The following is a 25,587-nucleotide window of genomic DNA, read 5'->3' as shown; positions in this document are numbered from 1 at the left end:
TAGAATGATCTTTGTAATAGACCAAATAAAGATGATGGTATTAAAAAAGGGGCTATTTACAAAGATAATATGATAGCCCCTTTCTTGTAAAGTATGGTTTTTGCTTCGTAGAGTTTTACCTTAGTTTTGCTCAATGAAAATTTCAAAATGTTATTTTTCCTTTCACTACTGTGAAGAATAAGTGCTTGATTGTGTTGTACCACTCTCAAGAGGCAGGCTTTCTTCAACGCTTTGCTGGCTGCCCTGGTCAGCCGATGATGGTTGCTGGCTCTGTGAAGAAGGTTGCTCCTGCTGCGAGGTATTGCCCTCCTGTGGCACAACCACCTCTTGTGGTGCTTTGTGAATGTCACAGTAGCTGGTTGGTGCTTGGTACATATAATCATCAGGTGGGACAGCTGAAGAACCTGGCCAAATAGGATTATCTCTTTTTATAAACACCTTTTCAATTGTTGTTGGGCAGTACTGTGTTGCAAGCTTTTTGGACTCTGTGCAAACTTTAAGTTTTACATGCCTGTCGCAGTACTCTGTTGGTTCTGTGCCTTCAGCAAAAATCTCTTTTATAACCTGACTTCCACGAGGGTCTTGTTTGCAAAGGCTTGTTGCAAGTTTGCCTGACTCTTTACACACATACCTTTCCACAATTCCAGCTGGTCTTATAAACTCTGAGCTTACACCTTTTTGGCTCACAACCCTGTCCATTATTCCTTTGAAAATTTTCAGTGCCGGATTTGTCCCAGTTAAATAATTCAGTGCAACAGGCTTGTCTTCGCCAACCCATACGCCAAGCGCATAATTTGGAGTGTATCCCACAAACCATCTATCTTTGCTATCATCGGTGGTACCAGTTTTTCCTGCAACAGGGTATGAAAATCTGACACCTACTGTTATCCTTGCAGTGACAACGCTCTGGAGCATATTTGTAAGTATATATGCATTCTTTTCATCCATTACTCTTCTTTTATAGGGCGTTCTTTCAAATATTGTAATACCGTTTTTGTCTTCAATTTTTGTTATAAAATAGGGCTTTATATACACACCGCTGTTAGCAACTGCAGCAAACGCAGCAGTCAGCTCAATGGGCTTGACTCCATAGGTAAATCCACCAATTGCAATTGAAAGACTGTTCATATCCTGTGGTGCAAGAGTTGTAAAACCAAACCTTTTCAAGTTTCTATAAACATTTTGAATTCCCAGATTATATGCAACCTTTACAGCAGGAACGTTTGCCGACCATATCAAGGCTTCTCTTACTGTCATAAATCCTTTGTATCCACGCTTACCTGATACAACATTGCTTTTATACCAGTTTCGTGGTGTGTATCTGCCAACAGAAAATGGTACATCATCAATCACAGTTGCAGCAGTATAGCCATTTTCAAGCGCTAAACTATAATCAGCAATTGGCTTTATGGCAGAGCCCGGCTGACGCACAGACATTGTTGCACGGTTCAAAAGCCTAACACCTTTTAAATTTCCTCTTCCGCCTATGATACCTTTCACAGCACCTGTTTTAAAGTCAATCAAAACAGCTGCTGCCTGTGGCTGTGGTACTCCTGATGCATCGTAGTGTTTTATTTTTGGCATAACTGATGGATCTGAAAAAACATCTTCCATTATGCTTTGTATTGTTTCATCCATTGTTGTATAGATTTTAAGCCCGCCGCTATAGATTAAGTTTTCTGCCTCATCCTCAGAAATTCTTTTCCTTTCAGCCAGAATTTCAATGGCTTCATCTATCACAGAATCAACAAAGTACGGATGTTTGTATGCACTTTCTGCAGAGATGTCTTTTTTTACATAAACAAGTGGCTGATTTTTTGCCTCTAAGTACTCTTGTTCGGTTATATATCCAAGCTCAAGCATCTTTTTAAGAACAATTTCCTGCTTTTTCTTTGCATGGTCCGGAAATACATATGGATTATAATATGAGGGGTTTTGAGTAATTCCAGCAATTAAAGCACACTCTGCCAGAGTCAGTTGCGATACATCCTTTCCAAAATAGGTGTATGCTGCAGCTCCAACACCATAAGCACCGCTACCAAGATTAATTGTATTGAGATACTCTTCTAAAATCTGTTCTTTTGTCCATCTTTTCTCAAGCTGAATGGCAAGGTACTGCTCTTGAATCTTTCGTTTAAAAGATTTTTCAAAGCTCAAAAGTTTATTTCTCACAAGCTGCTGGGTGATTGTGCTTGCGCCTTCTGAAAGAGAACCGCTTTTTATGTTTTTGAATATTGCACCGAATATTCTTTTAATGTCAATTCCATTGTGTTGCCAGAACCTCTCATCCTCAATTGCAACAAAAGCGTTTATGAGATTTTTTGGAATCTTAGTATATGGCACTCTTATTCTGTTTTCACTGCCATGAAGCCGGGCAATTTCATTTCCGCTCTGGTCATAGACAATAGTTGTTTGGGTGTCTGCAGAAGATGTTATTATCTCCAAAGCATTTGCTGGTATTGCCTTTATGTATCCTGTGACCATTCCAAAACCAGCACCAATTAAAACTGCCATGCTTGCAATCAAAAGTACTAAAGTAGTTCTTAAAAAGCTTTTGAGAAAAAGCCTAAATGGCGTTTGTATTTTTGTTTTTTTATTTTTGCTTTGCAACGAATATTCCTCCCCTCTTTCCTTATTCAATTATACCACAAAAATAAATATGTATACCATTCTGGGAAAAGGTGGATGGCAGTCAGCTTTTAAACCTGTTTAAAATGTGGTATAATTAATAGCAGCAAAGTAGATAGAAATACTCAAAATTTTCTTTATGACAGGAGAGAGTCAATAAAATGAAAGTAAAAGATATCTTGGAAAAAGCATGTCATGAGAATATTCTTTCTAAAGATGAGATAAAGCTTTTGCTGATGGCAGAAGATAAGGATAAAGAACTTCTTTTCGAAACAGCAGACAGGGTAAGGAAAGAGTATGTTGGCGACGAGGTTTTTTTAAGAGGGCTTATTGAGTTTTCGAGCTACTGCAAAAACGACTGTTTTTACTGCGGACTGAGAAAAAGCAATAGACACGCTCAGCGTTACAGAATGCAGGAAGATGAGATTGTAGAGGTTGCGAAAAGGGCGTATCAGATGGGGTACCGCACGGTGGTATTGCAGTCTGGTGAGGATATGTATTACACCAAAGACATGCTGTGTTCAATCATAAGGAAGATAAAAAGCAGCGTGGATGTTGCTATAACACTTTCGATTGGTGAAAGGTCGTATGATGAGTACAAGGCATTCAAAGATGCCGGGGCAGACAGGTTTTTGATGAGATTTGAAACTTCAAACGAAAAGCTATATAGAAAATATCATCCCGGAATGAGCTTTGAAAACAGGATAGAATGTCTCAAATGGATCAAAAATCTTGGGTATGAGCTTGGAACAGGTTTTTTGATAGGCCTTCCGGGGCAGAGTATTGATGATTTAGCACAGGATATACTTTTTGTAAAAGAGCTGGATGCAGATATGATAGGCATCGGACCTTTTATTCCTCATCCACAGACGCCTCTAAAAGATGCAGAGGAAGGTTCGGTGGATTTGACCCTCAAGAGCATTGCTATTTTGAGGCTTTTGATTCCAGATAGCAACATACCTGCAACAACTGCGCTTGGCACTTTAGACCCTCTTGGAAGACAAAAAGGTCTCATGTGCGGTGCAAACATTGTGATGCCAAATGTAAATGACCTTGAGTACAAACTCAAATATGAACTATATCCTGGGAAGATTTGCATAAATGAAGATGCGACAAAGTGCAGAGGTTGTATTGAGTCAATCATTATTTCGCTTGGCAGAAAAGTTGGACATGGAAAAGGACAAAGCAGGCATTACAAAAGAGCTGCTGCGTCTTAAAATTCCATTGATTTTACATTTATGTTGCTGTAGACTTATAGGTATAAATTAAGAATGTAGATTTGATTTTTGTAACCGAAAAGGAGTCAGAATATTTATGAAAAGAGAAAAAGCCAATACTAAAAGAGTTTGGGTTGTTGTTCTGATTGTAGCAGTATGTGCTCTTGGTATTTTGTCTGGATATTACATGACAGGGCATCTTGGTAAAAGACCTGCTGCTCTTGACCAAACTTCGCAGACAGACCAGTCTTCCCGGCAATTGCAAGGGGAAAATGAACAAAATAGCTCAAGCCGAGCACAGCAGGGTCAGGTTACAAACTTACAAGGTTCTGAGTCAAAGCAGCAGGATACAACAATTTCTTCAGAGGTTTACAAGGCTTTTGCAAGATTTGATGGTGGTGTTGATGCCCATGAAATTCAACTTTCTCTCATAAATACCAATTTTGATTATAAAGAATTTGAGATTAATGAAAATCTCACTCATGGGCTAAGTCTTTCAGAGGGTGAGATTGTTGAAGTAGAGTTTGAAAAACCTCAAGATGGTGGCAACCCCCGAATTGTGAGCATAAAAAAGCCTGACAAAGTGACTCTAAAAGGGAAGTTTGTGGGACTTGCAGATAACAACTTTGCAGAGTTTGTGTTTGACCAAAAACACATAGTTCTTCAGATAAGTAATGTTTCTGACAAATTAGCTTACTTTGATGAAAATACCTATGTTGAAGTAACTTTTAAAACAAATCCTCAAAATCCTAAATCAAATCCAGTTGTTGAAGATATAAAGGTTCTAAAATAGAAAATGATGTAATTTAAAGCAAAAACAAAAGGGGCAGATACTTTTTAGTTTTTCAAAGTACTGCCCCTTTTTCTGTTGTGATGTTCTCACTGTATATATTCCCTCTCTTGTATGATGCAACAATTCCCAAAATGGAAAGGATTGCAAACACCAAAAAGCTTGTCTTCATACTCTTTAAAATCAGGATAGAGTTTTCGTGCGAAAGTCTTACTCCTTTTAAAGACAGCATTGATACAAACGAGACAATTGCCATTGAGAATGCTTGACCGACAACTCTCATGACAGAAATTGTTGATGATGCCGTTCCATAGAGTGACTTTGGCACACAGCTCATGACAACATTTGTGTTCGGCGATGAAAAGAGTCCAAAACCAATTCCCATAATAAGAAGATTTAGTATAACAATCACAAGGCTTGTCTTGCTGCTAAATAGCGAAAACACAAAAAGTCCTATGGTTGTGAGGACCATGCCGGCTGTTGCGAGTTTTCGCGGCTCTACCTTTTCAGAGGCTCTGCCAGCAATCAATGAGGTTATAACCTGCGAAAGTGGCTGGACAATCAAAATAAAACCTGCAAGCTGGGATGGCAGAGCTTTTACAAGTTGAAGGTACAGCGACAAAAGGTAAGACGCAGAAAATGTGCAGCTGTAGTTTATTAGCGCTGCTAAGTTTGAAAATCCAAACTGTGGGATTTTTACAAACAGTTTTACGTCCAGAATGGGATTTTGAAGTTTTGACTCTGCAACAACAAAAATTACTATCAAAATTAACCCTGCAAAGAACGAAATTTTAGAGGTATTTCCCAGTTCAAATGTGGAGGCTCCGTACATCAAAAGAAAAAGCCCTGTCATCGACAGGATTGTGCCCATTTTGTCAAGTGATTTAAGGCTGTCAACCAGTTTTGCTTGCTTTGCATTTTTCACTTCTTTTTGGATCAAAAATAAACTCACAAATGAACCAACAAGTCCTATAACAGAACCAAACAAAAATATGCTTCTGTATCCCCAAAGTTTTACAAGCAAACCACCTAAAAAAGGTCCTAAGGATGTTCCCAAGTACACAACTGCTGTGTTTATCCCTAAAAGCCTTCCCCTTATTTGTGGTAAGTGTTCTTCAATCAAGATTGCCATTGATGTAACAAATGTGAATGCTGAGAAAAATCCCTGCAGGCTACGGAAGACAAAAAGAATTTCTACTGTGTTTGAGAGTGCACACATCAGGGTTGAAAGTGTAAACAGCAAAAGCCCTGTTTTGAATATCTTTGTTCTGTCAAATGTGTCAGAAAGCTTTCCCATGGGAAGGATGAAAGCTGCAGAGAATATCAAAAATATGCTTATCACAAGGTTCAGTTCTTCAGCGTTGAGCTTAAAACTTTTTGCTATATCTGGTGCAGCAATGTTAACGGCGCTTGACATAAACGGCACCAAAAAAGAAGAAAGTGTTGTTGCGATGAGTATGTTTTTATTTATTTTTCTGTCTTCTTGACTGTGCATTGTCCCTATCAATAGCTCCCTTCAAAATTTTATAAACTTTTTATTCTTCAAAGCTACATAATATAATAATATCACTTTTTGACAAAAATAAATACACCATAAAGAACAATTTTGCATATTTTAAGACTTTCGAGAGGAATTTTGATGATGGTAAAATAAATTATATAAAGTATTAAATAGCTTTGTCCACCTGAATTGTGAAAAAATCAAACATACAAGGTGAGAATGAAAATGAAAGTTGCATGGAGCGCAACTCATCAGGAGTTTTTGATTACAGATGGCTATTACTTTTCAGGGCTTTACAAAGAACTTTTTAAAAGAAAAATTGAAATTAAGGAAGTAGATGATTTTAATAAGCTTTTTGAGTATGACGTCATAGTTTTCAACTACCCAGAAAATCCTTTCAGCAATGAAGAGAAGGAAAAGATAAGAGAGGCTTTACAGCAAAAGGGCAAGAAAATAATCTTTACAGCACATTTCAAAAACAAAGATGGTGTCTCTGAAATTTGCAATAGCATCACAAAAGAATATGGAATAAACATATTGCCAGAAGGCATAAAAGATAAGGTACACCATTTAGAAGATGACCTTTTTATAATAACCACAGATGAAGTAAAGCTTTATCAAAAAGGTGTAAAAGAGGTTGTGTTCCCGTACTCAGCTCCGCTTGAGGTGGGAAATGGAGCTGAAATTATACTGAGGGCAAGAAAGACAAGCCTCACAGACAGCGGCAAAAAATCGCCTGTGCTCATTGCTCAAAAAAGGTTTGAAAGCGGTGGAAAGCTAATTGTGTGTGGAAGCTGCATCTTCTGGGACAACTTTTCCCTCTTTAGGCTTGATAATTTGCAGTTTGTGGTGAATATATTTGGAGGGGCTGAATAGAAAGAAGCTGGCTGGCAGAATTTTTATGGTGTATAATTGAAAGTAGAAAAGAACATACTGAAAAGGTGCTTTTGTATTATGGAAGACTACATTTTAGAAGAATTCAATTATGATAAGTACAAAAATATAGAAGATGATAACAGATATGAAATTATCGAGGGAAGGCTGTACAATTTAGCTCCCTCTCCTTCAATTTTTCATCAGCATGTGTGCGGAAACATATACCATAAACTGAGGATTTTTCTGCAAGGAAAAGAATGCATACCTTTCATTTCGCCTGTGGACGTGATACTTGCACCAAAAGGAGCTGAAGATAAGGATATAAAAAACGTTGTGCAGCCAGATGTATTCGTCATTTGTGACAAATCTAAGATTGATCAAAAAGGGATTATAGGAGCACCAGAATTTATTATAGAGGTTGTTTCTCCAAACACATCTGCAAGGGATTATCTTATAAAACTAAAACTATATGAAAAATATGGTGCAAAAGAGTACTGGATAGTGAATCCTCAGGAAAAAAGCGTTGCTGTATTTATACAAGCAGAAGAAGATGGATTTGACAGAGGCAGAATATATTTTCATCCAGCTATGGTAAAATCCTCTGCTTTGCCTGGCTTTGAAATGTCAACTGAAGAGATTTTCAGCAACATATAAAAGATTAAAAAAGTGGCAAGGTGTTATTTTTCATACCTTGCCACAACTCTTGTTGAAATACCACCACGTTCGTGAAACTCTCCAATCACTTCCATAAACTTTGGTTCAAGCAGTTTTACAAGGTCGTCTAAAATCCTGTTTACTGCATGTTCTTGCAAAATTCCCACATTTCTAAATGATGTCAGGTAATATTTCAATGATTTTAGCTCGACAAGCTTTTTGTTGGGTATATACCTTATTGTAAGCCGGGCTGTGTCAGGAAGACCTGTCCATGGACAGACTGACGAAAACTCTTCTGTGATATATTCCACTACCGTGTTCTTTTCAGGGTATTCATAAGGGATTGCTTCTAAGACCTCTGTGTCAATCTTTTCATACCCATAGATGTCAAATCTTCTTTGTTGATACTTATCAGACATAGAATTTGCACTTCCTTTCCTTGTTTTTTTGACCGGGGTTTGCCGCGACCCGGGCAGCGCTTTGAAGCATCTGCTAAAATGATTTTACCACACTTTTATTTACGATGTAAATTGGAGTATAATGAAAATTAACATACAAATTTAAAATTTTTGAGGAGAATGATGAATGCCAGAAAAGAGCCCTCATTACATAGAAGAGATTTTTGATTATGTTAGCCAGCGTCCACAGAAGTTTGTCTTGAATTTCTGGGAAGACCCAAGGTATTTTAAGCTTCACAGGCACAACTTTGTTGAATGTATGTATGTTGTAAAAGGGGAGGGGACAGAATATATAAATTCAATAAGCTACAGCTTAAAACCCGGTACATTCTCAATTGTAATGCCTTACCAGATTCACAGAATAGACTATTCGGAGCAAAAACCTATTTCAATCTATGTTGTTGCTATTTCGTTTGAGGAACTTTTAGCACCATCAAGCATTTTTTACAGAATAGGTAAACTTCTTTTAAATTATGATGAAAATATCCTTCCCTATTACTACTTTGAAGGCAAGGAAAAAGAAGTTATGGATAGGCTTTTTAAAGAAGCGTGGATATATTACAACCAGCAGGATGTGTGGGCAGAGATAATACTCAAAGCTAAGATTTTAGAGATAGTTACGTATTTCGATAGATGTAGAAATTTTGCATGTGCTAAAAACTCTCAAAAACCTGCCTATAACTTTGTCCAAAACAGGGCTAAAAAAGAGAGCATTCCTGTTCCGACCGACTACTGGCAGCTTGTGTACTATGTGCATAGAAATTATAACCAAAACATAGACCTAAAGACCTTGTCGAAAGAGTTTCACCTAAGTCCTTCTTACGTAAGCCAGCTTTTCAAAAAACTTGTTGGGAGCAACTTTCACAACTTTTTGATTGAGGTGAGGCTTCAGCACGCATGTAGCTTGCTTCTTTCAACAGACAAGCCGGTGACAGATATTGCTCTTGAGGTTGGGTTTGATTCGTATTCAACATTTGCAAGAGTTTTTCACAAACACAAAGGTATGAGCGCACTGGAGTTCAGAAAAAGAGGGGGAGTTTCATAGAGCAAGTCTCACAAATGAATTTTGGTTAGCTAAAAGAGTGATGGGAAATACAACATAGAAAGTTAAAAGGCGGGTGTGCTGCCCGCCTCACAATAAAAATAGATTTTTACTTTTATGCCTCTTTTTTCAAAACCTCTTTTATCTCTTCAACACCTGCAACCCTGCCAGAGAATATAAGCTTTTCATCTACAACAAGTGCAGGTGTTCTCATAACACCGTAAGACATTATCTTTTCGATGTCTTTTACCTCTTCAAATTTAGCATCAATTCCAAGTTCCTCAGCTGCCTTTTTAGCATTTTCCATTAGTTTTTTGCAGTTTGCGCATCCACCACCAAGAATTTTTATAACCATCTTTCCTATCACACCTTCCTTTCTTCCAAAAGTTTTATCCAAGAATAAAATTAAATAAATATCCGGTTACAATAATTCCACAACCCACAATTGCAACAAATACTGCTAAAAGTTTTGGTTTTAAAACCCTTCGCAAAAGTATCATCTCAGGCAAAGAGAGGGCTGTCACACTCATCATAAAAGAGAGTGATGTTCCCATCGAAATTCCAAGGCGCCTAAACTCGCTTACAAGTGGAATAATTCCTGCTGCGTTTGAGTAAAGAGGTATCCCAAGCACTGTTGCAAAAATTACAGCAAAAGGATTGTTCTTGCCAGCAATCTTTGCCAGTGCACCTGTTGGGATGTAGCCGTGCAAGAATGCGCCAATACCAATTCCAACAACAACAAACACCCATACCTTTTTTATGAGCTCAATGGTAAATTCCAGTGTTTCTTTGAGACGCTGATTTAAAGTTTTTTTGTCCTCAGCAATTTGAACATCTCCAACTTTAATTTTAAAAACATAGTCCTCAACATACTTCTCAAGATTAAGTTTTCCAATTACAATACCACTTACAATTGCAATTATCTCACCTGAAAGTACATAAATAAGAGCAATTTTAAGACCAAAATTTGCATACAGAAGTCCAAGTGCAACCTCATTTACCATCGGTGCGGCAATTAGGTACGAGAATGTCACGCCAAGCGGAATTCCAGCTTCAACAAAGCCAATAAAAAGTGGAACTGCTGAGCAAGAACAAAATGGTGTCACAATTCCCAAAAGCGCTGCTAAAATGTGGGCAAGGAGGATATTTTGGTTTTTGTGTGAAAGAATTTCTCTTGTTTTTTCAGGTGAGAAAAAGCTTCTTATAAAGGTTATGACAAATACAATCAAAAATAGCAGGATAAAAATCTTGATTGTGTCAAATATAAAAAAGTTTACAGCACTTGCAAGCTTTGAGTTCTGAGGGATTTTGAAAATATTGTATGTTACAAAATCTGCAAATTTCTGAACAGGCGAAAACAAATGCTATCACACCCTTTCAGTCTTTTGACTCTCAATTATAAAGATCTCTGCAATATTCAGTAAATCATTGACATATTCATTTTTAATCCTGTAGTGCATATTTGCACCCACTTTGCGATGCTCAAGCAAACCAGCTTCTTTTAGGATTTTCAAATGTTGAGATAAGTTTGGCTGAGAAAACTCAACAAACTGTAAAAGTTCACATACGCACTTTTCCCCGCTCAAAAGACTTTGAATTATCTTTATTCTAATTGGATGGGAAAGTGCTTTGAACACTTTTGCAAGCTTTTCTTCCATGGACATATTTTTTGCACAATCTTTCTTTTTTCAGCTTTAAAAGAAAGAGTTGTGCTTTTTACACCCCACTTTCATTTAGTTTATAAGCATTTAATTATATAATAAACTAATAATTAAAAAAAAGCAAGCATAATTATTTAAGGACATAGAATATTTCAGTGCAAGTTCTGTTTTGAAGTCAAAAGTTTTGAAATTATAAAATGCTGAATAAAAGTTCATATTAAGTCAATTATTTGGTAAGATAACGATGATAATTACATAATTGCAGTTGCAAGCATTAACGAATGTGATGTTTTGGTATCATTGAATTTTAAGCATATAGTTAGATATAGGACAATTCATGGCGTAAACACAATAAACAAACTTATGGGTTATAGGGAAATTCAACTAGTGTCCCCACTTAAATTTCACAACAGGCAGACCACAGATAATTATTTCTGCAAGCCGTCTGTGGCTTTTTTGTTTTTTAGAAAGCCAGCTTTTTAAAAAAGCTTGGTTGTAAGTAACTTTCACAACTTTTTGATTGAGGTAATGTTTTTAAGCACGCATGAAATTTGGTGCTTTCAAAAGAAAAAAACGAGAGACAAGCATTGATTTTGAGGTTTTAGATATTCAAAATTGTTTGAAAAGACTTGTAACGACTGTTTTGAATATGCAATTCAAACGCATAAACTTGCAAATAAACCTTAAGAATGGTATTATAATCAAAGATAATGTAATTGCAAAAATCATATTTTAGAAAAAAATTAAAATAGTTTTCAATTGTTCCTTTTTAATTACTATAAGTAAATGGAGGGAATTTTTTATATGAAATAAATTAACTTGAAACTGTCAAGTGAAAAAATCCTTTTTGGTATTCTGGCATTTTTTAGTATTGTGCTTTATATAATTTTCATATTCACCATAGTAGGCTTACTTTATGTTATTCCAATAATAATTTTTTTGTTCATCTCAAAAGGTATTTTTATAGGAAACATTAAAGGGAATGCTGTAAAGCTTTCTTATAATCAACTTGGTGACATCTACAATGAATACAAACAGATGGCAAAACAAATGGGATTTGATGAAGTCCCAGATATTTATCTAATTCAAGGTGGGGGACTTCTAAATGCTTTTGCTACAAGATTTGTTGGAAGAAATTTTGTAGTTATTTATGCAGATGTTTTAGAACTGGCATATAAACAAGGCATTGATGAGGTTAAGTTCATTCTTGCGCATGAACTTGGACATCTTAAAGCAAATCATCTAAAATACAGATGGCTTGTTCAGTTGAGCATATTTTTAATTCCATTGCTTGGGTATGCTTATTTGAGAGCATGTGAATATACAGCAGACAGATATGGAGCATATTATTCACCAAATGGTTCTTTAAAAGGTTTGACTTTACTTGCAGCAGGCAAGGATTTGTATAATAAAATTGATATCGATGAGCTTTTAAAGGGAGCAAGAGAGGATAAAAGTTTTTGGATGAATTTTGCAGAACTTTTTTCTACTCATCCCTGCTTAGTAAAAAGAATAGAAGCTGTGAAGGAATTTTTGCGTTATGTTAACTCAGCTCAAGATAATTCACAAGTTTATAGCTTTGAGTCTATTTAAAAAAATGCAAAAGTTGTATATCAAAGTTATTGTGTTTTACATATAAAAAACGTGGAACTACCAATAGATAAATCTTGGTTTAAATGGTAAGTTAGCCACGGTACAGGTTTGCAGAAAAAACCTTGCCGTGGCTTTCTGTTTTTTTTTGGTAGGCAAAATTCTGTGCCTGTTTTTCTAAAAGCGTGGTATAACAATAATGAGAGGTTTAAAAAACAAAAAAAGGAGTGATTGACCATGAAAAAGTTTGTAAGCTTTATTGTAATCTTGAGCCTGCTTTTAACCTTTGCCTTCCCAGTAGCACAGGCAGGAACAATCACACAGAAAGTACAGGCAGCAATAAACAAAATAGACTACATCACAGCAGGCGAGTTTGTAACATCGTTCTTAATAGGTGCAAAAGTAAAGCCAAATGGTATAGCTGACTACTGGGGAAAGGCAGTCAAAATGGGCTTGATTCCCGGTGAGGTCAAAAAAGACAGACCCATAACACGAGCTCAGGCAAGCTACATTGTGTGGAAGCTCATCAATGCAGTGCCAGAGCTTAAGGATAAGAATATACCGGTCAAAACAGTTGTACTGTCACCGGTAGATTACACATTCTGGTCAGGAGGGGATGTAACTCACAATTTCAGAGGTGCTTATGTTGCGTGGACTCCACCAGAATGGGATAATAGCCCTTGGGCACATTTTAACTCAAAGTACGCTATTATGGCATATGACCTTGTTGTGATTGACAAGTATTATAAGGACGGGACAGTTAAGACAGTGCATGTATGGAACAGGCTAAAAGATTACTTTTTGCCGCTTGACTGGTGGAAGGTTTTGCAGAGGTTTATGAAAGAGAACCCTGACAAAGTCAAGTTTGATATGCCTTCAGAAAGATTAAAAGCTCAAGTGTGGGTGTTGGGACATTACAAATTTTTAGCAAGTAAGAGTATTTCCGATAAAAAATTTGCAGTACCAGATAATGTTAACAGACAGCTGTATTCGTTATTTTATGTTCCTAAAGATTTTCCTCGTGGCTGGGGTGAAGGATATTCGTTTTTTACTTTTAAAGATGACAAGAGCGAAGGGAAATTATACTACCAGATATTCTTACCATGGCTTGAATTTGGCAAGTACAAGAGCACAAATGTAGATGACTGGCAGTGGACAGCAGAGCTCAATCCTGTGACGAATGAAGCACTTAACAGGTGGCTTATGAAACTGCCAAGGAAGCTCCCACTTGACTGGACAAGGTTTAAATACATTTGCAGGGACTATGATTCAATACCGAAACTCTATCAAGAGGCAATAGCAAGACTTGCAGACCTTGGCATAATCCAACCAGAAGCCAATGTTGATATGAACATATTTAAAAACGTTTATAAAAACTTTAAACCGATTGCTGATGCATGGACAGGTGTTCCAAGATATCCACCTGTAATGAACGTGCCTGATATAAGGTTCAATGCAGGTAAGGCTTTAACAAGGGCAGAAGCAGTTGATATGATAACAAAGATATTTGATGAAAGCAAAAGAGTTGTGTTTGATGAACTGACATTTAAAAATGATACTATCGATGATTATGGATATAATTATAAGTTTAAAGAAGCAAGGGGATATGAACCTGACGGTTTATACTGTGTTCTCTACTACCATACAGGCAAGACAATAACGTACCGAATAGATGAACTGTGGCAACTGTTGTATTGCAAATATAGACTTACAACTGAAAAGAGGTTGGTGCTTCTTAGTTCGGAGGACTCTGTTGGAATAGTTTTTAATAGAGAATATGGTGCGATAGGAACAACAGCAGCTCAGATATCTTTATATGATGGGACGTACTGATTCTGCTGAGGAGGTGTTTTCGAGGATGAAAATATTCAAGAGCAAGGGACAAAATAAACCCCTTGCTTTATTTTTAATCTTGGTATTTGTATTTGAACTTGTAGCTCAGTTTTTGCCCTTAACAAAAGCATATGCAATTGATTATAGTGCAGTAGCCAATAATTATTATGAAGGTGGTTTTGATAGTTATAATGGAATAACAAGAACAGATGTTATAAGGGATATACTTCACGGTGACATAAATAGCGACCAAAAAATAGACAAACAGGGTTACGGCACCTTTTACCTCAACACCGAATACGCAATAGACTACAGGAAAGCAGTATATGGACTGCCGGGGAATGTACAGGGCAATCCTTATGGTGCAACCAAAGTAAGTTACAGTGCAAATCCTTGGAAACCATCATCAATCGGTTACTGGTGGATAAAAGAATACCAGCCAAACATTGCAACAATAGTACCGCCTAATACTTCTGGTGCAACCAGAGTTATATTCAAATACGATGGATATGACATGAGCCGTCAGCCATATCAAAATCCTTACTGGTCGGAAACTGGCGATGATTTTTTGAAGTGGTCAGACCTGACAAGTTCAAACCTTGCATCAAAAACAGATAGTGATGTCAGGAACCAATATAACAGTTTGGTTGCACAGTACAGAACAAATAGTTTGGGTAGTAAAGAGAAAGATAAAATTTACAACACATACGTGAAAGGCGGATACTATCTCAGAGCTGTGAGCTCAAATAAAGATATAGATGGTTCATACATCAATGCACTTTCCTGGCTTACAGAAGATTTACTTTTCAGCAAAGGCGTTATAATAGGTTCTGCACAGGAAGGATATTTGCAAATAATCCTGTTTTTCAGGAAAAACGGAAAAGTTGCACCTGTAAAATTTACTGGTGCAATTAACAAGTTCTTGCCAGACCAGCAGGACGTAGTAGCCTACAGTATTTCATACGGTAGTTCAAATTTACCTAAAACATCAGATGGTTCTGCCTTTGTATTTGACCCTGCGAAAAACTCTACAGCTAATATCAACCTAACAGTTAAAGGTGTATTTTACGATTATAAGGATTACAACCATAGCATAGTAGACATATGGTATTTTACAAGAAACGACGCAAGATACTACACAGTTTTAAACTACTTTAAAATCAATGATGTTGATTACACAGACCAGCTTATTTACAAAGGTGTGACAGGTGAAAATAGGTACAGAGAAGGGGATTATCAGAGAAATCAATCTGACAATAGTAAAGCAGTCTTCACAAGCCGATCGAGCGATTACAATATTCAAATACCATCAAATCTTTTACAAACAGGTACTAACACAATAACGATAAGTGCCAAGGTAAGAGTATTCTTTACAGCAGGTTACCATGTAGATTCCTACAACTCAGCAAGCCAGACAATCACAATAATCAAAAAGCCTTCTCTGTCAGACCCACAGCTTGAGCTTTCAGTAACTCCTTCTTACAGCGAAGTTGTAATCTCAAACGGTCAGTACAACCCATCCACAATCCAGCACAAAGTAAAACCTGTAAAAGTGTCGGGTATGACAGTACCAGCAGGCTGGAGGATTGTGAGACTTGACTTTGTGATTGACAAAGACAGAAGCAGGGTTCAAAGTGCAACAACACCGGATTACAGCGAAAGCTATGATACAACAGCAACATCCATCACAAGCTTTACACAGAGCAAAACTTTTGATTACAACACAACATACATCCAGCCGGGCAAGGAAGGTACACCGGCATACTACGGCAAGGTCAGGTACGTTTTGAAAGACCCAAACGGGAATTTGCATACATCAGATTGGTCAAACCCTCCTGCACCTGTCCAGGCAAGAGTCAGTGTGAAAGAAAATTCTGATACACCAGTGCTTTTTGCAAATTCAAATGATGTAATTAATCTTGATAAGAATGGCAATCCAACTACATACACAGTAAAAATCTCAGCCACTGCAAAGGTGGGCGAGACAGGGGCTAAGACAATTCAAAAATGGGTATTCACAGCAGTTCATAGCGAAAATACATTGGTCGATTTTTTTCTGAAGGAAAAATAGAACTTTCTCCTGCGCTGTTAGAGTTAATTAATGTAGTTTCTAAGATGCCAGGAAATAAATTGAAATTGATAAGTGATTTTATAAGGGGATTGAGTAAAAACGATGATTAGACTTTGCTTACCCCAACAAATGTTCGCTATTCTAAAATTAATTCAAAGCAAATCAAACTTTTTGAAACCCCAGCAGACACAGGACAGCTCGAAAGCTCAAAACAGACTCCGGTATATGGCACAAAACAAGAATACAAACGGGTTTGCAGGAAGCAGGCAAACCTGAGAAGGGCTTTCGAGCTGGGGTTAAGCGACAAAACAGGCAAAGAGGCAGGGAAAAGATTTGTAAACGATTTCACAAAAGTGCTGCATAAAAAAGTCATATCAGCTACAAAACACCTGGTTCAAAAGCCCAAACAAGGCTTGTGCCAGTAGCTAAAACTCTTGAGAATCCTGGCATCAAACTGTGTTGCAAATTTTAAAGTTAGGGTATATAATAAAAACTGTCAGGGAAAGTGTATGAAAAATACGTCTACAAAAATGTAAAAATAAAAAGTACGTTTTCAAATTAAGCTAAGAAGGGTATAATAAAAGTAGAGGATTTTTAGAATACTCATCGAAGAGAGCAAGTAAGGTGTGGTATGCACCTTAAAAGCATACCGGGCTGTGGCAGCAAGCCTCTCCCTAGCTTCGGGACGTAAAATATAGAAGCGCATTGGGGCTTTTCCTTCGTGTTGGCGCCCTGCTGCCTAGGGATGAGAAATTCATCCCGAAAACAAAACACGAAGGCATAGTGTTTATAGGTAAAGGAGTAGACCCTGGGTCATAATGCCCAGGGTTTTTGCTTTAAAGGGGGTTCTTCTTTTATGGATCAGTTGCAACAAGCACTTGAAAATTACAAAGAGGTAATAGGAAAGTATTTTGTGTATACTTTAGATGATGGACAAAAAATAATACTAAAGTGTGGGAAAAGGAATTTAAAACATTTATTAGGTTTACATAAACTTCTTGACAGACCGCATTTGTCAAAAGCACCCCCAGATAGAGTTTTTAAAAGCATCAATGAAGGAAAAATCACTTTTGCTTGCCTGAAAACAAGCAAATATTTCAACGAAATTGAGGATAGAATAAAATTTTTTGATATACTCCCCATATTAACAAATAGCAAATACATAATTGATTTTGACCCCAGTAAACTGCAAAACTGCAAGCTCCAGTCCAAATTTTTGTTCTTCAGAATAGAAATAGAAGCGAACAAACCTGTTTATCTTTATTTGGGGATTAGAGAAAGGAGCGAAAAACCAAAGATATACTGTCCAGAGACCTTTATAGTTCAACGTCGCCAGCCTGATAAGTATTGCAGGAATCAAAAGTTAGTTCAAATTAAAAACGTGAGAATATTGAGTCAACAGAGAGTGCACAGACTGAAGAAGGTAAAAAAATACGGAACAAAAAAATTCTTAATGCAAAAAAGGCAATAATAAGTAAGGATTCTGCTGCGAATGTAATCGGAAAACCCTTCAAAAAGAAGTTAGTCACAGATAGTTTGCTCCAAAAACTATCTGTGACTTTTCTGTTTTTAACAACAAAAAATTCTGTGTCGAAATTTTGAAAAGTGCCGTATAAATATTATTGAAAAGCTTGAGAAAATCAAAGAAGGGGAAGAAAGATGGATAATACAAAAAAGAAGAAATCTATATGGTTTGAAGTGTTTTTGGTATGGGTTATTAGCGTATTCCTGGCAATACCTGCATTAGTCATACTATTTCTGCTGCATGGTACAGTAGATAACAAATTATACCAGTTTACTGCACGGGCTTTTATTCTTTTCCTTTTATTTCTTAGCATCGTTGGTTTTGCCTTGAGTATACATTTTCATCCTACTTTAAAACAAGTCTGCAGTAAAAATTGTAACGACAATAAACCGACAACGAACTTGAATAAGAGTTAATGGAGGTTAGCCACGGTACAGGTTTGCAGAAAAAACCTTGCCGTGGCTTTCTGTTTTTCTTGGGAGAAAAACTATTTACTGTGATAACAAATATGGTATAATTAAATAGAGGAAATGAACATTTATAACGAATGGTTATATGGAGTGATGTTTATGAAAGAAGAGGTATACAAGAAAATAGGTGAAAAACTTCGAGAGTTGAGAAAACAAAGAGGTTTTACCCAGGAGCAGGTTGCAAAATACCTGGGTATTACTCAGGAACAACTTTCATATTATGAAACCGGAGCAAGAGAAATAAGCGTTGCTACATTGCAGGCTCTTGCAAGGTTATATGGTTGTGATTACAACTACCTTTTAAGCGACGATGAACAATTAAACACACAGGTTGCGATTAATTTTAGAGCCGATGAAATTGCAGACGAAGACCTTGAGGTTATAGCTTTTGCCAATGAGTTTGTAATGAACCTTGATATGATGTACAGGATGTGTGAGGAGATAGAAAATGAGTAATATTGCAGAGCTTAGAGCACTGGAAACAAGAAAAGAACTTGGGCTTGCATTTTATGAACCGGTTGACATTTTTAAAGTCCTTCATGAGATTGAAGGTATATCAGTTGTGATTATGGAAATGAGCAACAAGATGTCAGGTTTATTTACTCGAAAAGGCAAAGCAAACCTGATAGTAATCAATTCAAGAAAGAGTCTGGGACATCAGAGGTTTACAGCCGCACATGAATACTACCACTTCAAGTATGGCAAAGGCGTTGTAAGCAGGATCTGCCCAATAAGAAAGTTTGCAGATGACAACCCGGAAGAAAGAGAAGCAAACATTTTTACTCTTAATCTTTTGGTCCCTGCCGACGGGCTAAAATATGTGCTGCAAAAAAAGACAAAAGGTAAACAGATAGGGATTAGTGATATAATCTTTCTGGAGCAATACTTTGGGGTAAGTCACCAGTGCATGTTAATAAGGTTAAGAGAACTGGGGATAATCAATGAACAGCAGAAAAAAGAGTTTAGCCAGAATGTAATTGCCAAAGCAAAAGAATATGGATATTCTACTCAGCTTTATAAAGACACATCAGATAAAGAAATTCAAGTATATTCAGAGTATGCAGAGCTTGCAAGAAAACTACTTGAAGCTGGCAGAATTTCATACGGCAAATATGAGGAACTTTTAGTAGAGGGCGGATATGCACCTTTGTTGTTTGAACCCCAGCAGGATACAGAAGGTGAAATAAATGAATTTGAAGATGCCAATAGTTTTTGACAATGATTGTATTTGTTCCTTTTCATGGATAAACAGACTTGATATAGTAGATAAACTTTTCGCAGGTCACATTATCATTCCAGATGATGTATTGAATGAAATAAAAAAATTGCTCAAATACAAATCATATCAGTATGTGTTTCATAACATAGAGTCAAAAATAAGAAATCAGGAGTATCGCCTTGAAAGAATTCCAATTTTAACCCCTTATGAGGAAGAGTTTAAGAGCTTGACAGATGAGGAGAGAAGAAAGAATCCTATTGGCAGTGGTATAATATATTTAGAACCAATTGCCACAAATGTATCTTTTAGGTGTTAATACAGAGTGTCAAATTTTTTAAATGAGTAAAACGAAGGTAAGTAAAATCAAAAGGAAGTTAGCCACGGCAAAAGTTAGGAAGTAAATTTGCCGTGGCTTTTTATTTTTTGGGCAGGCAAAATTTTTGTGTAGCAAATTTCAAAATCATGGTATAACTATAATGAGAAAAAACTTTAGCAAAAAGGAGTTGATGTAGTCATGAGAAAACTTTTAAGCTTTGCAGTCATCCTGAGCCTGCTTTTAACCTTTGCCTTCCCGGTAGCACAGGCAGGAACAATCACACAGGCAGTAACGACAGCAATAAACAAAATAGACTACATCACAGCAGGCGAGTTTGTAACATCGCTCTTGATAGGTGCAAAGGTAAAGCCAAATGGTATAGCAGACTACTGGGGGAAAGCTCAGACTATGGGCTTGATACCGGCAGAGGTAAAAAAAGACAGACCCATAACACGAGCTCAGGCAAGCTACATTGTGTGGAAACTCATAAATGCAGTGCCAGAGCTTAAGGATAAGAATATACCGGTGTCAGTCAGAAGAGTACCACCAACAGAAGCGTTCATGAGAGGTATTTGCTTTTTCGGTGGACCACTTGCAAGCAATTATGACATCTTCAACAGGCAGATAGTTGGCTACGACCTTACCGACTTTATTCAAGGTTATCAACTGCTGGTAATGGAATACAAATACGCTGACGGAAGGACTGAATACAAATATGTGTGGGACAGATACAAGGATGCCAGTTTAGCACCGGGAACATACAAGTATATAGATGACCCGTTCAGAAAGATACTCGCAGAATTCAAGAAAAAATACCCTGACAAGATAGTATACGCACCACGTCCATACCAGAAGGGCTGGATGTTCACAATAGACCCTTTGGTCGAGGTAAAAAAGTTGAATTTGAAATATCCGACGGATGTGTATTGTACCAATTTTGATTCGTATACAAAGAAATACGTTAAGGAGAGATATAGCATAGATAGTCCTGAAAGAATAATTGATTGGTTATTTTCAGATATAGACCTGTGTACTCCGCTTGGTATACCCCTTACCAGATTTGATTTAGCAGCGATAACCTATCTTTATCACACACAGGGAAGAGAAGTATTTCAGGGCGGTATAGCAAACTACAACATCAAAGAACATCCATACTTCAACATGTACCTTGAGGACTTTTTAGTAAACTATCCCAGAAAATATCCAACCGACCATACAAGGTTTGCTTACTACTGCAAAGATTATAGCAAGATACCGCAGATGTACAGAGAACCGATGTTGCACTTAGCAGATTTGGGCATTATCACACCCGACCAGTCAGCACTGTACATTGGCGTTTACTATTTCAATGCAGGCAAAACGCTAACAAGGGCAGAAGCTGTACAGATGATTGCAAGAGTATTCGATAAAAGCAAAAGAGATGTGCTAGATGAATTCAATTCAAAAGTACAGGAATATTGGGCTGTCAAAAATGAAGTAGGATTAGGATATTATGTTTATTATGACGATATTGTGCGTAAATTTGTAACTTCTCAAAATAAATATTCCTTTGATGAGATGGGAGGCGGAGTTGTATTTGCTAATCCACAGGTTATTGTAAGGATAGAAGAACCGAAAGTAATGAGTATCACAAGGGTTAACGCAAAATTGTATCCCCAAGGATATGGCGGCTTTGGATTGGCTCAACAAATAAGCTTGGGAGATTATGATTTGGCTGGCTTTGGTGTAGGAGATAGAGGATGTATCGTTTATGATGAAGTAGACAGTGTTAAAGTAGAGATTTCCGACAATCAAAAAACTCAATTGATTGATTACGTACCGCTTGCATATAGAGATGAATTAAAGAAAGACCTTGCAAACTATACACCCGCAAAAGTTAAAAGTATGAGTAAAAGTGGAGAGATTTTGAAGCAATATGGTGATGTATATATCAATTACAAAGCTAAACCAATACACGGAAGAATAATGGATTATGAGCTTTACACAGTGATACCACAGTATAAGCTTACTGATAAAAATTATTATCCAATCTTGATAGCAAAACCAAACCCAAAATACAAACAATAAAAGGGGGGTAAAAGGGAAAGATGAATAATAAGCACAGGAGCTTGTTTAAGGCTCTTTCTTTTTTATGTATATTGTCTTTAATTTTAAGTCTTGTCCCACCAGTAGGGATATGGCAGAGAATTAATGCAGATGATACAACCCTATATAATGGCGGTTACACAAGCTATAATGGTTTAGGTAGCTATGACTGGGCAAAGAAAGCGGGGGTAAAAGACCCAACAGACCCTAACAAATATCTTGATAAAATCCAAGTTAACGGCAAAGATGAATATTTCAACTGTGAAATCTACGCAGAGCGTGGGCAGGTAGTGTATGGCACACCAGATGATGTGCCAGAAAATCATCTTGTTTCCCCAGCGGGATTCAAACCGGCAGCAGATGGGTATTTCTATGCCGTCAAGCAAAGCAATGGGTCATACAAATTAGCACTGCCAGGAACACCGGGAGCTGTCCGTGGCTGGTTCAGATACCTGGGATATTCAAAGTCAGGAGCTCCGTTTTCCGACTCCAATTTCCCTCCTGACTTAAAGCCGGAAGTTGTACAGCCAAATGAAGTGGTTAAACTCTCAAGTGTTCCTGCTTCGGCAAGAGATGACCTTGGTCTTGCAGGGTATGACCCGAGCAGGGTATCTCCTTCTGACTGGCAAACACTGTGGCAGAATCTGCACCTGTTAACAGAAAAAGATTCTGTACCTACCAATCCTTGAAACAATTGCTTTTTGACAGCGGAAAAGTGACATCAGTAAGTCAACTTCCCACATATGTTGCATACCTTGGCACCGACGCAAACCACAACGCTTCAGCAAGAATTGTATGGCGTGATTCTACTGGCAGACTCAGATACAGAACATATACAGGTTTTATTCCGCAGGGCGGCAGTCCTAAAGTTACAACAAAAACTGTTGATGGCACAATAGTTTCAGGTTTGAGCTTTGCAAGTGGCAGCGGTTCGTCCAGCTTGAATGGTGCAGTTTTGCAGTATAACCGCTATGGAAGCAACACAAAACCTTCAGTGGACCTTTACATTGACGGGATACTTGATGATCAGCTTGGGGCAAATTCAGCAAACCCATACTATGACAACAATGCCCTTACAAGAAATGACGTTTTGCAGTATCAAACAAGGATAACGTCAATCACAATCAATGGCAATCCTGTTAGTAGCAGTATTATCAACAGATGGACAGATGCAATAGTTACCAAAAGAGATGTTAATACAGTTAACTTCAGGACAGCAGTAGAAGGCAGGCGATTTGATATACCAGCAGATATGCTGAAAGACGGAGATAATACAGTTGTGGTCACAGGCGAAACACGGGTAGTATTTGACGTAGGGGATGGCAAAACAAAAACTGTATTTTCACAAAATTCAGCAACCTTAACATTTACAATCAGAGTTCCAAATCCACCAGCACCACAGCTTCAACTTTCAGTAACTCCTTCTTATAGCGAAGTTGTAATTTCAAACGGTCAGTACAACCCATCAACAATCCAGCACAAAGTAAAACCTGTAAAAGTGTCGGGTATGACAGTACCAGCAGGCTGGAGGGTTGTAAGACTTGACTTTGTGATTGACAAAGACAGAAGCAGGGTTCAAAGTGCAACAACACCGGATTACAGCGAAAGCTATGATACAACAGCAACATCCATCACAAGCTTTACACAGAGCAAAACTTTTGATTACAACACAACATACATCCAGCCAAACAAGGAAGGTACACCGGCATACTACGGCAAGGTCAGGTACGTTTTGAAAGACCCAAACGGGAATTTGCATACATCAGATTGGTCAAACCCTCCTGCACCTGTCCAGGCAAGAGTCAGTGTGAAAGAAAATTCTGATACACCAGTGCTTTTTGCAAATTCAAATGATGTAATTAATCTTGATAAGAAATAGCAACCCAACTACATACACAGTAAAAATCTCAGCCACTGCAAAGGTGGGCGAGACAGGGGCTAAGACAATTCAAAAATGGGTATTCACAGCAGTTCATAGCGAAAATACATTGGTCGATTTTTTTCTGAAGGAAAAATAGAACTTTCTCCTGCGCTGTTAGAGTTAATTAATGTAGCTTCTAAGATGCCAGGAAATAAATTGAAATTGATAAGTGATTTTATAAGGGGATTGAGTAAAAACGATGATTAGACTTTGCTTACCCCAACAAATGTTTGCTATTCTAAAATTAATTCAAAGCAAATCAAACTTTTTGAAACCCCAGCAGACACAGGACAGCTCGAAAGCTCAAAACAGACTCCGGTATATGGCACAAAACAAGAATACAAGCGGGTTTGCAGGAAGCAGGCAAACCTGAGAAGGGCTTTCGAGCTGGGGTTAAGCGACAAAACAGGCAAAGGGACAGGGAAAAGATTTGTAAACGATTTCACAAAAGTGTTGCATAAAAAAGTCATATCAGCTACAAAACAGCTGGTTCAAAAGCCCAAACATGACCTGTGCCAGTAGACAAAAGTCTTGAGAATTTCAACTCTGAGTTGTATTGTAAAAACTGAAAATTAGAGATATAATGGAGTCAGTGGGAGAACCTATAAGCACAATGCATCTACATTAAGTCACAGAAAAAAATTGCGGCTTTTTGCTTTTTTGTAGTATAACTGCTCACTCTCGTGGTATAATTAGATTGTAAGGCAATATGCCCCCTGGAAGTTTGCCAGGAAAAGGGGGTTTGCAGTTTGTGAAGTTAACAAGAAGCTATGATGTGGGGTTTAAAAAACTTTTTTCAGACAAGATAAATGTTTGCTGGTTTATAACCGAAATAATCCCGGAACCAAGACTCAAAAACTATACACAGTCGGATATTGAGATTGTTGCAACAGAGTCTATAAACAACCAGTGGAAAGTACGACGCTCTGATATGGTATACAGACTCCCCTATTCATCATCGTGGATATACTTGCTGGTGGAGTTTCAAAGCAGGCCAAATAAGCAAATGCATTGCAGAATCTATGAGTACGTATTTCTTATTCAAAAGAAGTATCAGATAAACAAAAGACTTCCTGTGGTTGTACCAGTGGTTTTGTATAATGGAGTAGAAAAATGGCAACCTGCGACACAATTCGCTGATAACGTTGAATACGCAGAAGATTTTCCTGAGTATGTTCAGAGATTGAATTATATTTTCATCGACGTAAGAGATATACCGGAGGATAAACTGCTGAATGGCAACAATGTGCTTGCCGCTGCCCTGTACGTAGACCAGGTTGCAACAAACCCGGACAGTGTTGTAGAAAGACTTTTGGAACTGGGCAAAAACATCAGAATTCCGGAAGAACAAAGAGAAGAGCTGGCAGAATGGCTTTATCATGCAGTACTGAAAAGTTATAAGATACCCCGGGAAGAAGTCAACGAGTTGTTTGAAAAATCAAAAATTTTGGGGGTGGAAGAGATGTTTCAAAGTACTGCAATGAAAATTAAAAAAGGACTTGCAGAAGAAAAGAGAAAAATAAAGTTAGAGAGCAAAATTGAAGGGAAAATTGAAGGAAAGATTGAAGGAAAGATTGAAGGCAGAATGGAAGCACAACTCGAGATAGCAAGGAATCTGATACTTGAAGGTGCAGAAGATAGTTTTATAGCTAAAGTAACAGGACTTGATATTGAAAAAGTAAAAGAGCTTAGAAATCAACAACAAAAACAATAGATTTTGAGGCGGGGTT

Annotated in this window: 23 protein-coding genes; 17 read left to right on the top strand and 6 right to left on the bottom strand. The window is 37.5% G+C overall.

Annotation, left to right across the window (positions count from 1 at the left end):
* Positions 1 to 165: 165 nt before the first annotated feature.
* The gene (locus CaldiYA01_RS11665; RefSeq protein ID WP_207179942.1) at positions 166 to 2,610 is read right to left on the bottom strand and encodes a transglycosylase domain-containing protein; all 2,445 of its coding nucleotides are present in this window, start codon (positions 2,608 to 2,610) and stop codon (positions 166 to 168) included.
* Positions 2,611 to 2,789: 179 nt separating this feature from the next.
* Between CaldiYA01_RS11665 and hydE the strand changes: the two genes are divergently transcribed.
* Both hydE and CaldiYA01_RS11655 read left to right on the top strand, forming a co-directional pair.
* Entirely contained in the window at positions 2,790 to 3,845 is a 1,056-nt protein-coding gene (gene hydE, locus CaldiYA01_RS11660) for a [FeFe] hydrogenase H-cluster radical SAM maturase HydE (protein ID WP_207179940.1), read from the top strand.
* Positions 3,846 to 3,942: 97 nt separating this feature from the next.
* Complete coding sequence (locus tag CaldiYA01_RS11655; protein WP_207179938.1) at positions 3,943 to 4,638, top strand: hypothetical protein; 696 nt, start codon at positions 3,943 to 3,945, stop codon at positions 4,636 to 4,638.
* Positions 4,639 to 4,690: 52 nt separating this feature from the next.
* Here CaldiYA01_RS11655 and CaldiYA01_RS11650 read toward each other — a convergent pair whose 3' ends face one another.
* The gene (locus CaldiYA01_RS11650; RefSeq protein WP_207182860.1) at positions 4,691 to 6,130 is read right to left on the bottom strand and encodes an MFS transporter; all 1,440 of its coding nucleotides are present in this window, start codon (positions 6,128 to 6,130) and stop codon (positions 4,691 to 4,693) included.
* 231 nt (positions 6,131 to 6,361) lie between these two features.
* Between CaldiYA01_RS11650 and CaldiYA01_RS11645 the strand changes: the two genes are divergently transcribed.
* Both CaldiYA01_RS11645 and CaldiYA01_RS11640 read left to right on the top strand, forming a co-directional pair.
* Positions 6,362 to 7,012, top strand: coding sequence for a hypothetical protein (locus tag CaldiYA01_RS11645; RefSeq protein ID WP_207179937.1), 651 nt, complete (start codon positions 6,362 to 6,364; stop codon positions 7,010 to 7,012).
* Between the two features lie 78 nt (positions 7,013 to 7,090).
* Entirely contained in the window at positions 7,091 to 7,666 is a 576-nt protein-coding gene (locus tag CaldiYA01_RS11640) for a Uma2 family endonuclease (RefSeq protein ID WP_207179935.1), read from the top strand.
* Between the two features lie 23 nt (positions 7,667 to 7,689).
* On the opposite strand, the gene queF is transcribed toward CaldiYA01_RS11640, so the two are convergent.
* Entirely contained in the window at positions 7,690 to 8,085 is a 396-nt protein-coding gene (queF, locus tag CaldiYA01_RS11635; RefSeq protein ID WP_207179933.1) for a preQ(1) synthase, read from the bottom strand.
* 166 nt (positions 8,086 to 8,251) lie between these two features.
* Between queF and CaldiYA01_RS11630 the strand changes: the two genes are divergently transcribed.
* Positions 8,252 to 9,169 (top strand): AraC family transcriptional regulator, encoded by a 918-nt coding sequence (locus tag CaldiYA01_RS11630; RefSeq protein WP_207179930.1) that lies wholly within the window; start codon positions 8,252 to 8,254, stop codon positions 9,167 to 9,169.
* A gap of 112 nt (positions 9,170 to 9,281) precedes the next feature.
* On the opposite strand, the gene CaldiYA01_RS11625 is transcribed toward CaldiYA01_RS11630, so the two are convergent.
* From CaldiYA01_RS11625 to CaldiYA01_RS11615, 3 genes are read right to left on the bottom strand one after another with little or no spacing between them, the layout of a single operon-like run.
* Positions 9,282 to 9,521, bottom strand: a complete 240-nt coding sequence (locus tag CaldiYA01_RS11625; protein WP_207179928.1) for a thioredoxin family protein — start codon at positions 9,519 to 9,521, stop codon at positions 9,282 to 9,284.
* A gap of 34 nt (positions 9,522 to 9,555) precedes the next feature.
* Positions 9,556 to 10,527: a permease gene (locus CaldiYA01_RS11620; protein ID WP_207179926.1), complete on the bottom strand. Its 972-nt coding sequence runs from the start codon at positions 10,525 to 10,527 to the stop codon at positions 9,556 to 9,558.
* A 6-nt stretch (positions 10,528 to 10,533) separates the two neighbouring features.
* Positions 10,534 to 10,830 (bottom strand): ArsR/SmtB family transcription factor, encoded by a 297-nt coding sequence (locus CaldiYA01_RS11615; protein ID WP_207179924.1) that lies wholly within the window; start codon positions 10,828 to 10,830, stop codon positions 10,534 to 10,536.
* Positions 10,831 to 11,371: 541 nt separating this feature from the next.
* Between CaldiYA01_RS11615 and CaldiYA01_RS11610 the strand changes: the two genes are divergently transcribed.
* From CaldiYA01_RS11610 to CaldiYA01_RS11555, 12 genes are all read left to right on the top strand, one after another.
* Positions 11,372 to 11,563: a hypothetical protein gene (locus CaldiYA01_RS11610; RefSeq protein WP_207179922.1), complete on the top strand. Its 192-nt coding sequence runs from the start codon at positions 11,372 to 11,374 to the stop codon at positions 11,561 to 11,563.
* Between the two features lie 83 nt (positions 11,564 to 11,646).
* Entirely contained in the window at positions 11,647 to 12,420 is a 774-nt protein-coding gene (locus CaldiYA01_RS11605; protein WP_207179920.1) for a M48 family metallopeptidase, read from the top strand.
* A 234-nt stretch (positions 12,421 to 12,654) separates the two neighbouring features.
* Complete coding sequence (locus tag CaldiYA01_RS11600; protein ID WP_207179918.1) at positions 12,655 to 14,250, top strand: hypothetical protein; 1,596 nt, start codon at positions 12,655 to 12,657, stop codon at positions 14,248 to 14,250.
* Positions 14,251 to 14,275: 25 nt separating this feature from the next.
* On the top strand, positions 14,276 to 16,321 hold the full coding sequence (locus CaldiYA01_RS11595) for an Athe_2463 domain-containing protein (protein ID WP_207179916.1): 2,046 nt from the start codon (positions 14,276 to 14,278) through the stop codon (positions 16,319 to 16,321).
* A gap of 856 nt (positions 16,322 to 17,177) precedes the next feature.
* A complete protein-coding gene (locus tag CaldiYA01_RS11590; protein WP_207179914.1) occupies positions 17,178 to 17,792 on the top strand; it encodes a PBECR4 domain-containing protein in 615 nt (204 codons plus the stop codon).
* Between the two features lie 623 nt (positions 17,793 to 18,415).
* Positions 18,416 to 18,772 (top strand): helix-turn-helix domain-containing protein, encoded by a 357-nt coding sequence (locus tag CaldiYA01_RS11585; RefSeq protein WP_013402333.1) that lies wholly within the window; start codon positions 18,416 to 18,418, stop codon positions 18,770 to 18,772.
* On the top strand, positions 18,765 to 19,532 hold the full coding sequence (locus CaldiYA01_RS11580) for an ImmA/IrrE family metallo-endopeptidase (protein WP_207179913.1): 768 nt from the start codon (positions 18,765 to 18,767) through the stop codon (positions 19,530 to 19,532). Before CaldiYA01_RS11585 ends, CaldiYA01_RS11580 begins: the two co-directional genes overlap by 8 nt.
* Positions 19,504 to 19,851, top strand: a complete 348-nt coding sequence (locus tag CaldiYA01_RS11575) for a hypothetical protein (RefSeq protein WP_238480539.1) — start codon at positions 19,504 to 19,506, stop codon at positions 19,849 to 19,851. Before CaldiYA01_RS11580 ends, CaldiYA01_RS11575 begins: the two co-directional genes overlap by 29 nt.
* Positions 19,852 to 20,049: 198 nt before the next feature.
* A complete protein-coding gene (locus CaldiYA01_RS11570) occupies positions 20,050 to 21,918 on the top strand; it encodes a hypothetical protein (RefSeq protein WP_207179905.1) in 1,869 nt (622 codons plus the stop codon).
* Positions 21,919 to 21,938: 20 nt separating this feature from the next.
* Positions 21,939 to 22,625 (top strand): Athe_2463 domain-containing protein, encoded by a 687-nt coding sequence (locus CaldiYA01_RS11565; protein WP_207179903.1) that lies wholly within the window; start codon positions 21,939 to 21,941, stop codon positions 22,623 to 22,625.
* Positions 22,571 to 23,815, top strand: a complete 1,245-nt coding sequence (locus CaldiYA01_RS11560) for a hypothetical protein (protein ID WP_207179901.1) — start codon at positions 22,571 to 22,573, stop codon at positions 23,813 to 23,815. The genes CaldiYA01_RS11565 and CaldiYA01_RS11560 overlap by 55 nt, the downstream gene beginning before the upstream one ends.
* 793 nt (positions 23,816 to 24,608) lie before the next feature.
* Positions 24,609 to 25,571, top strand: coding sequence for an Rpn family recombination-promoting nuclease/putative transposase (locus tag CaldiYA01_RS11555; protein WP_207179899.1), 963 nt, complete (start codon positions 24,609 to 24,611; stop codon positions 25,569 to 25,571).
* Positions 25,572 to 25,587: the final 16 nt, after the last annotated feature.

The organism is Caldicellulosiruptor diazotrophicus, assembly GCF_017347585.1.
GTDB classification, from domain to species: Bacteria; Bacillota; Thermoanaerobacteria; order Caldicellulosiruptorales; family Caldicellulosiruptoraceae; genus Caldicellulosiruptor; species Caldicellulosiruptor diazotrophicus.
The sequence above is the reverse complement of the archived record's forward strand: the minus strand, read 5'-3'. Positions and strand labels throughout refer to the sequence as shown.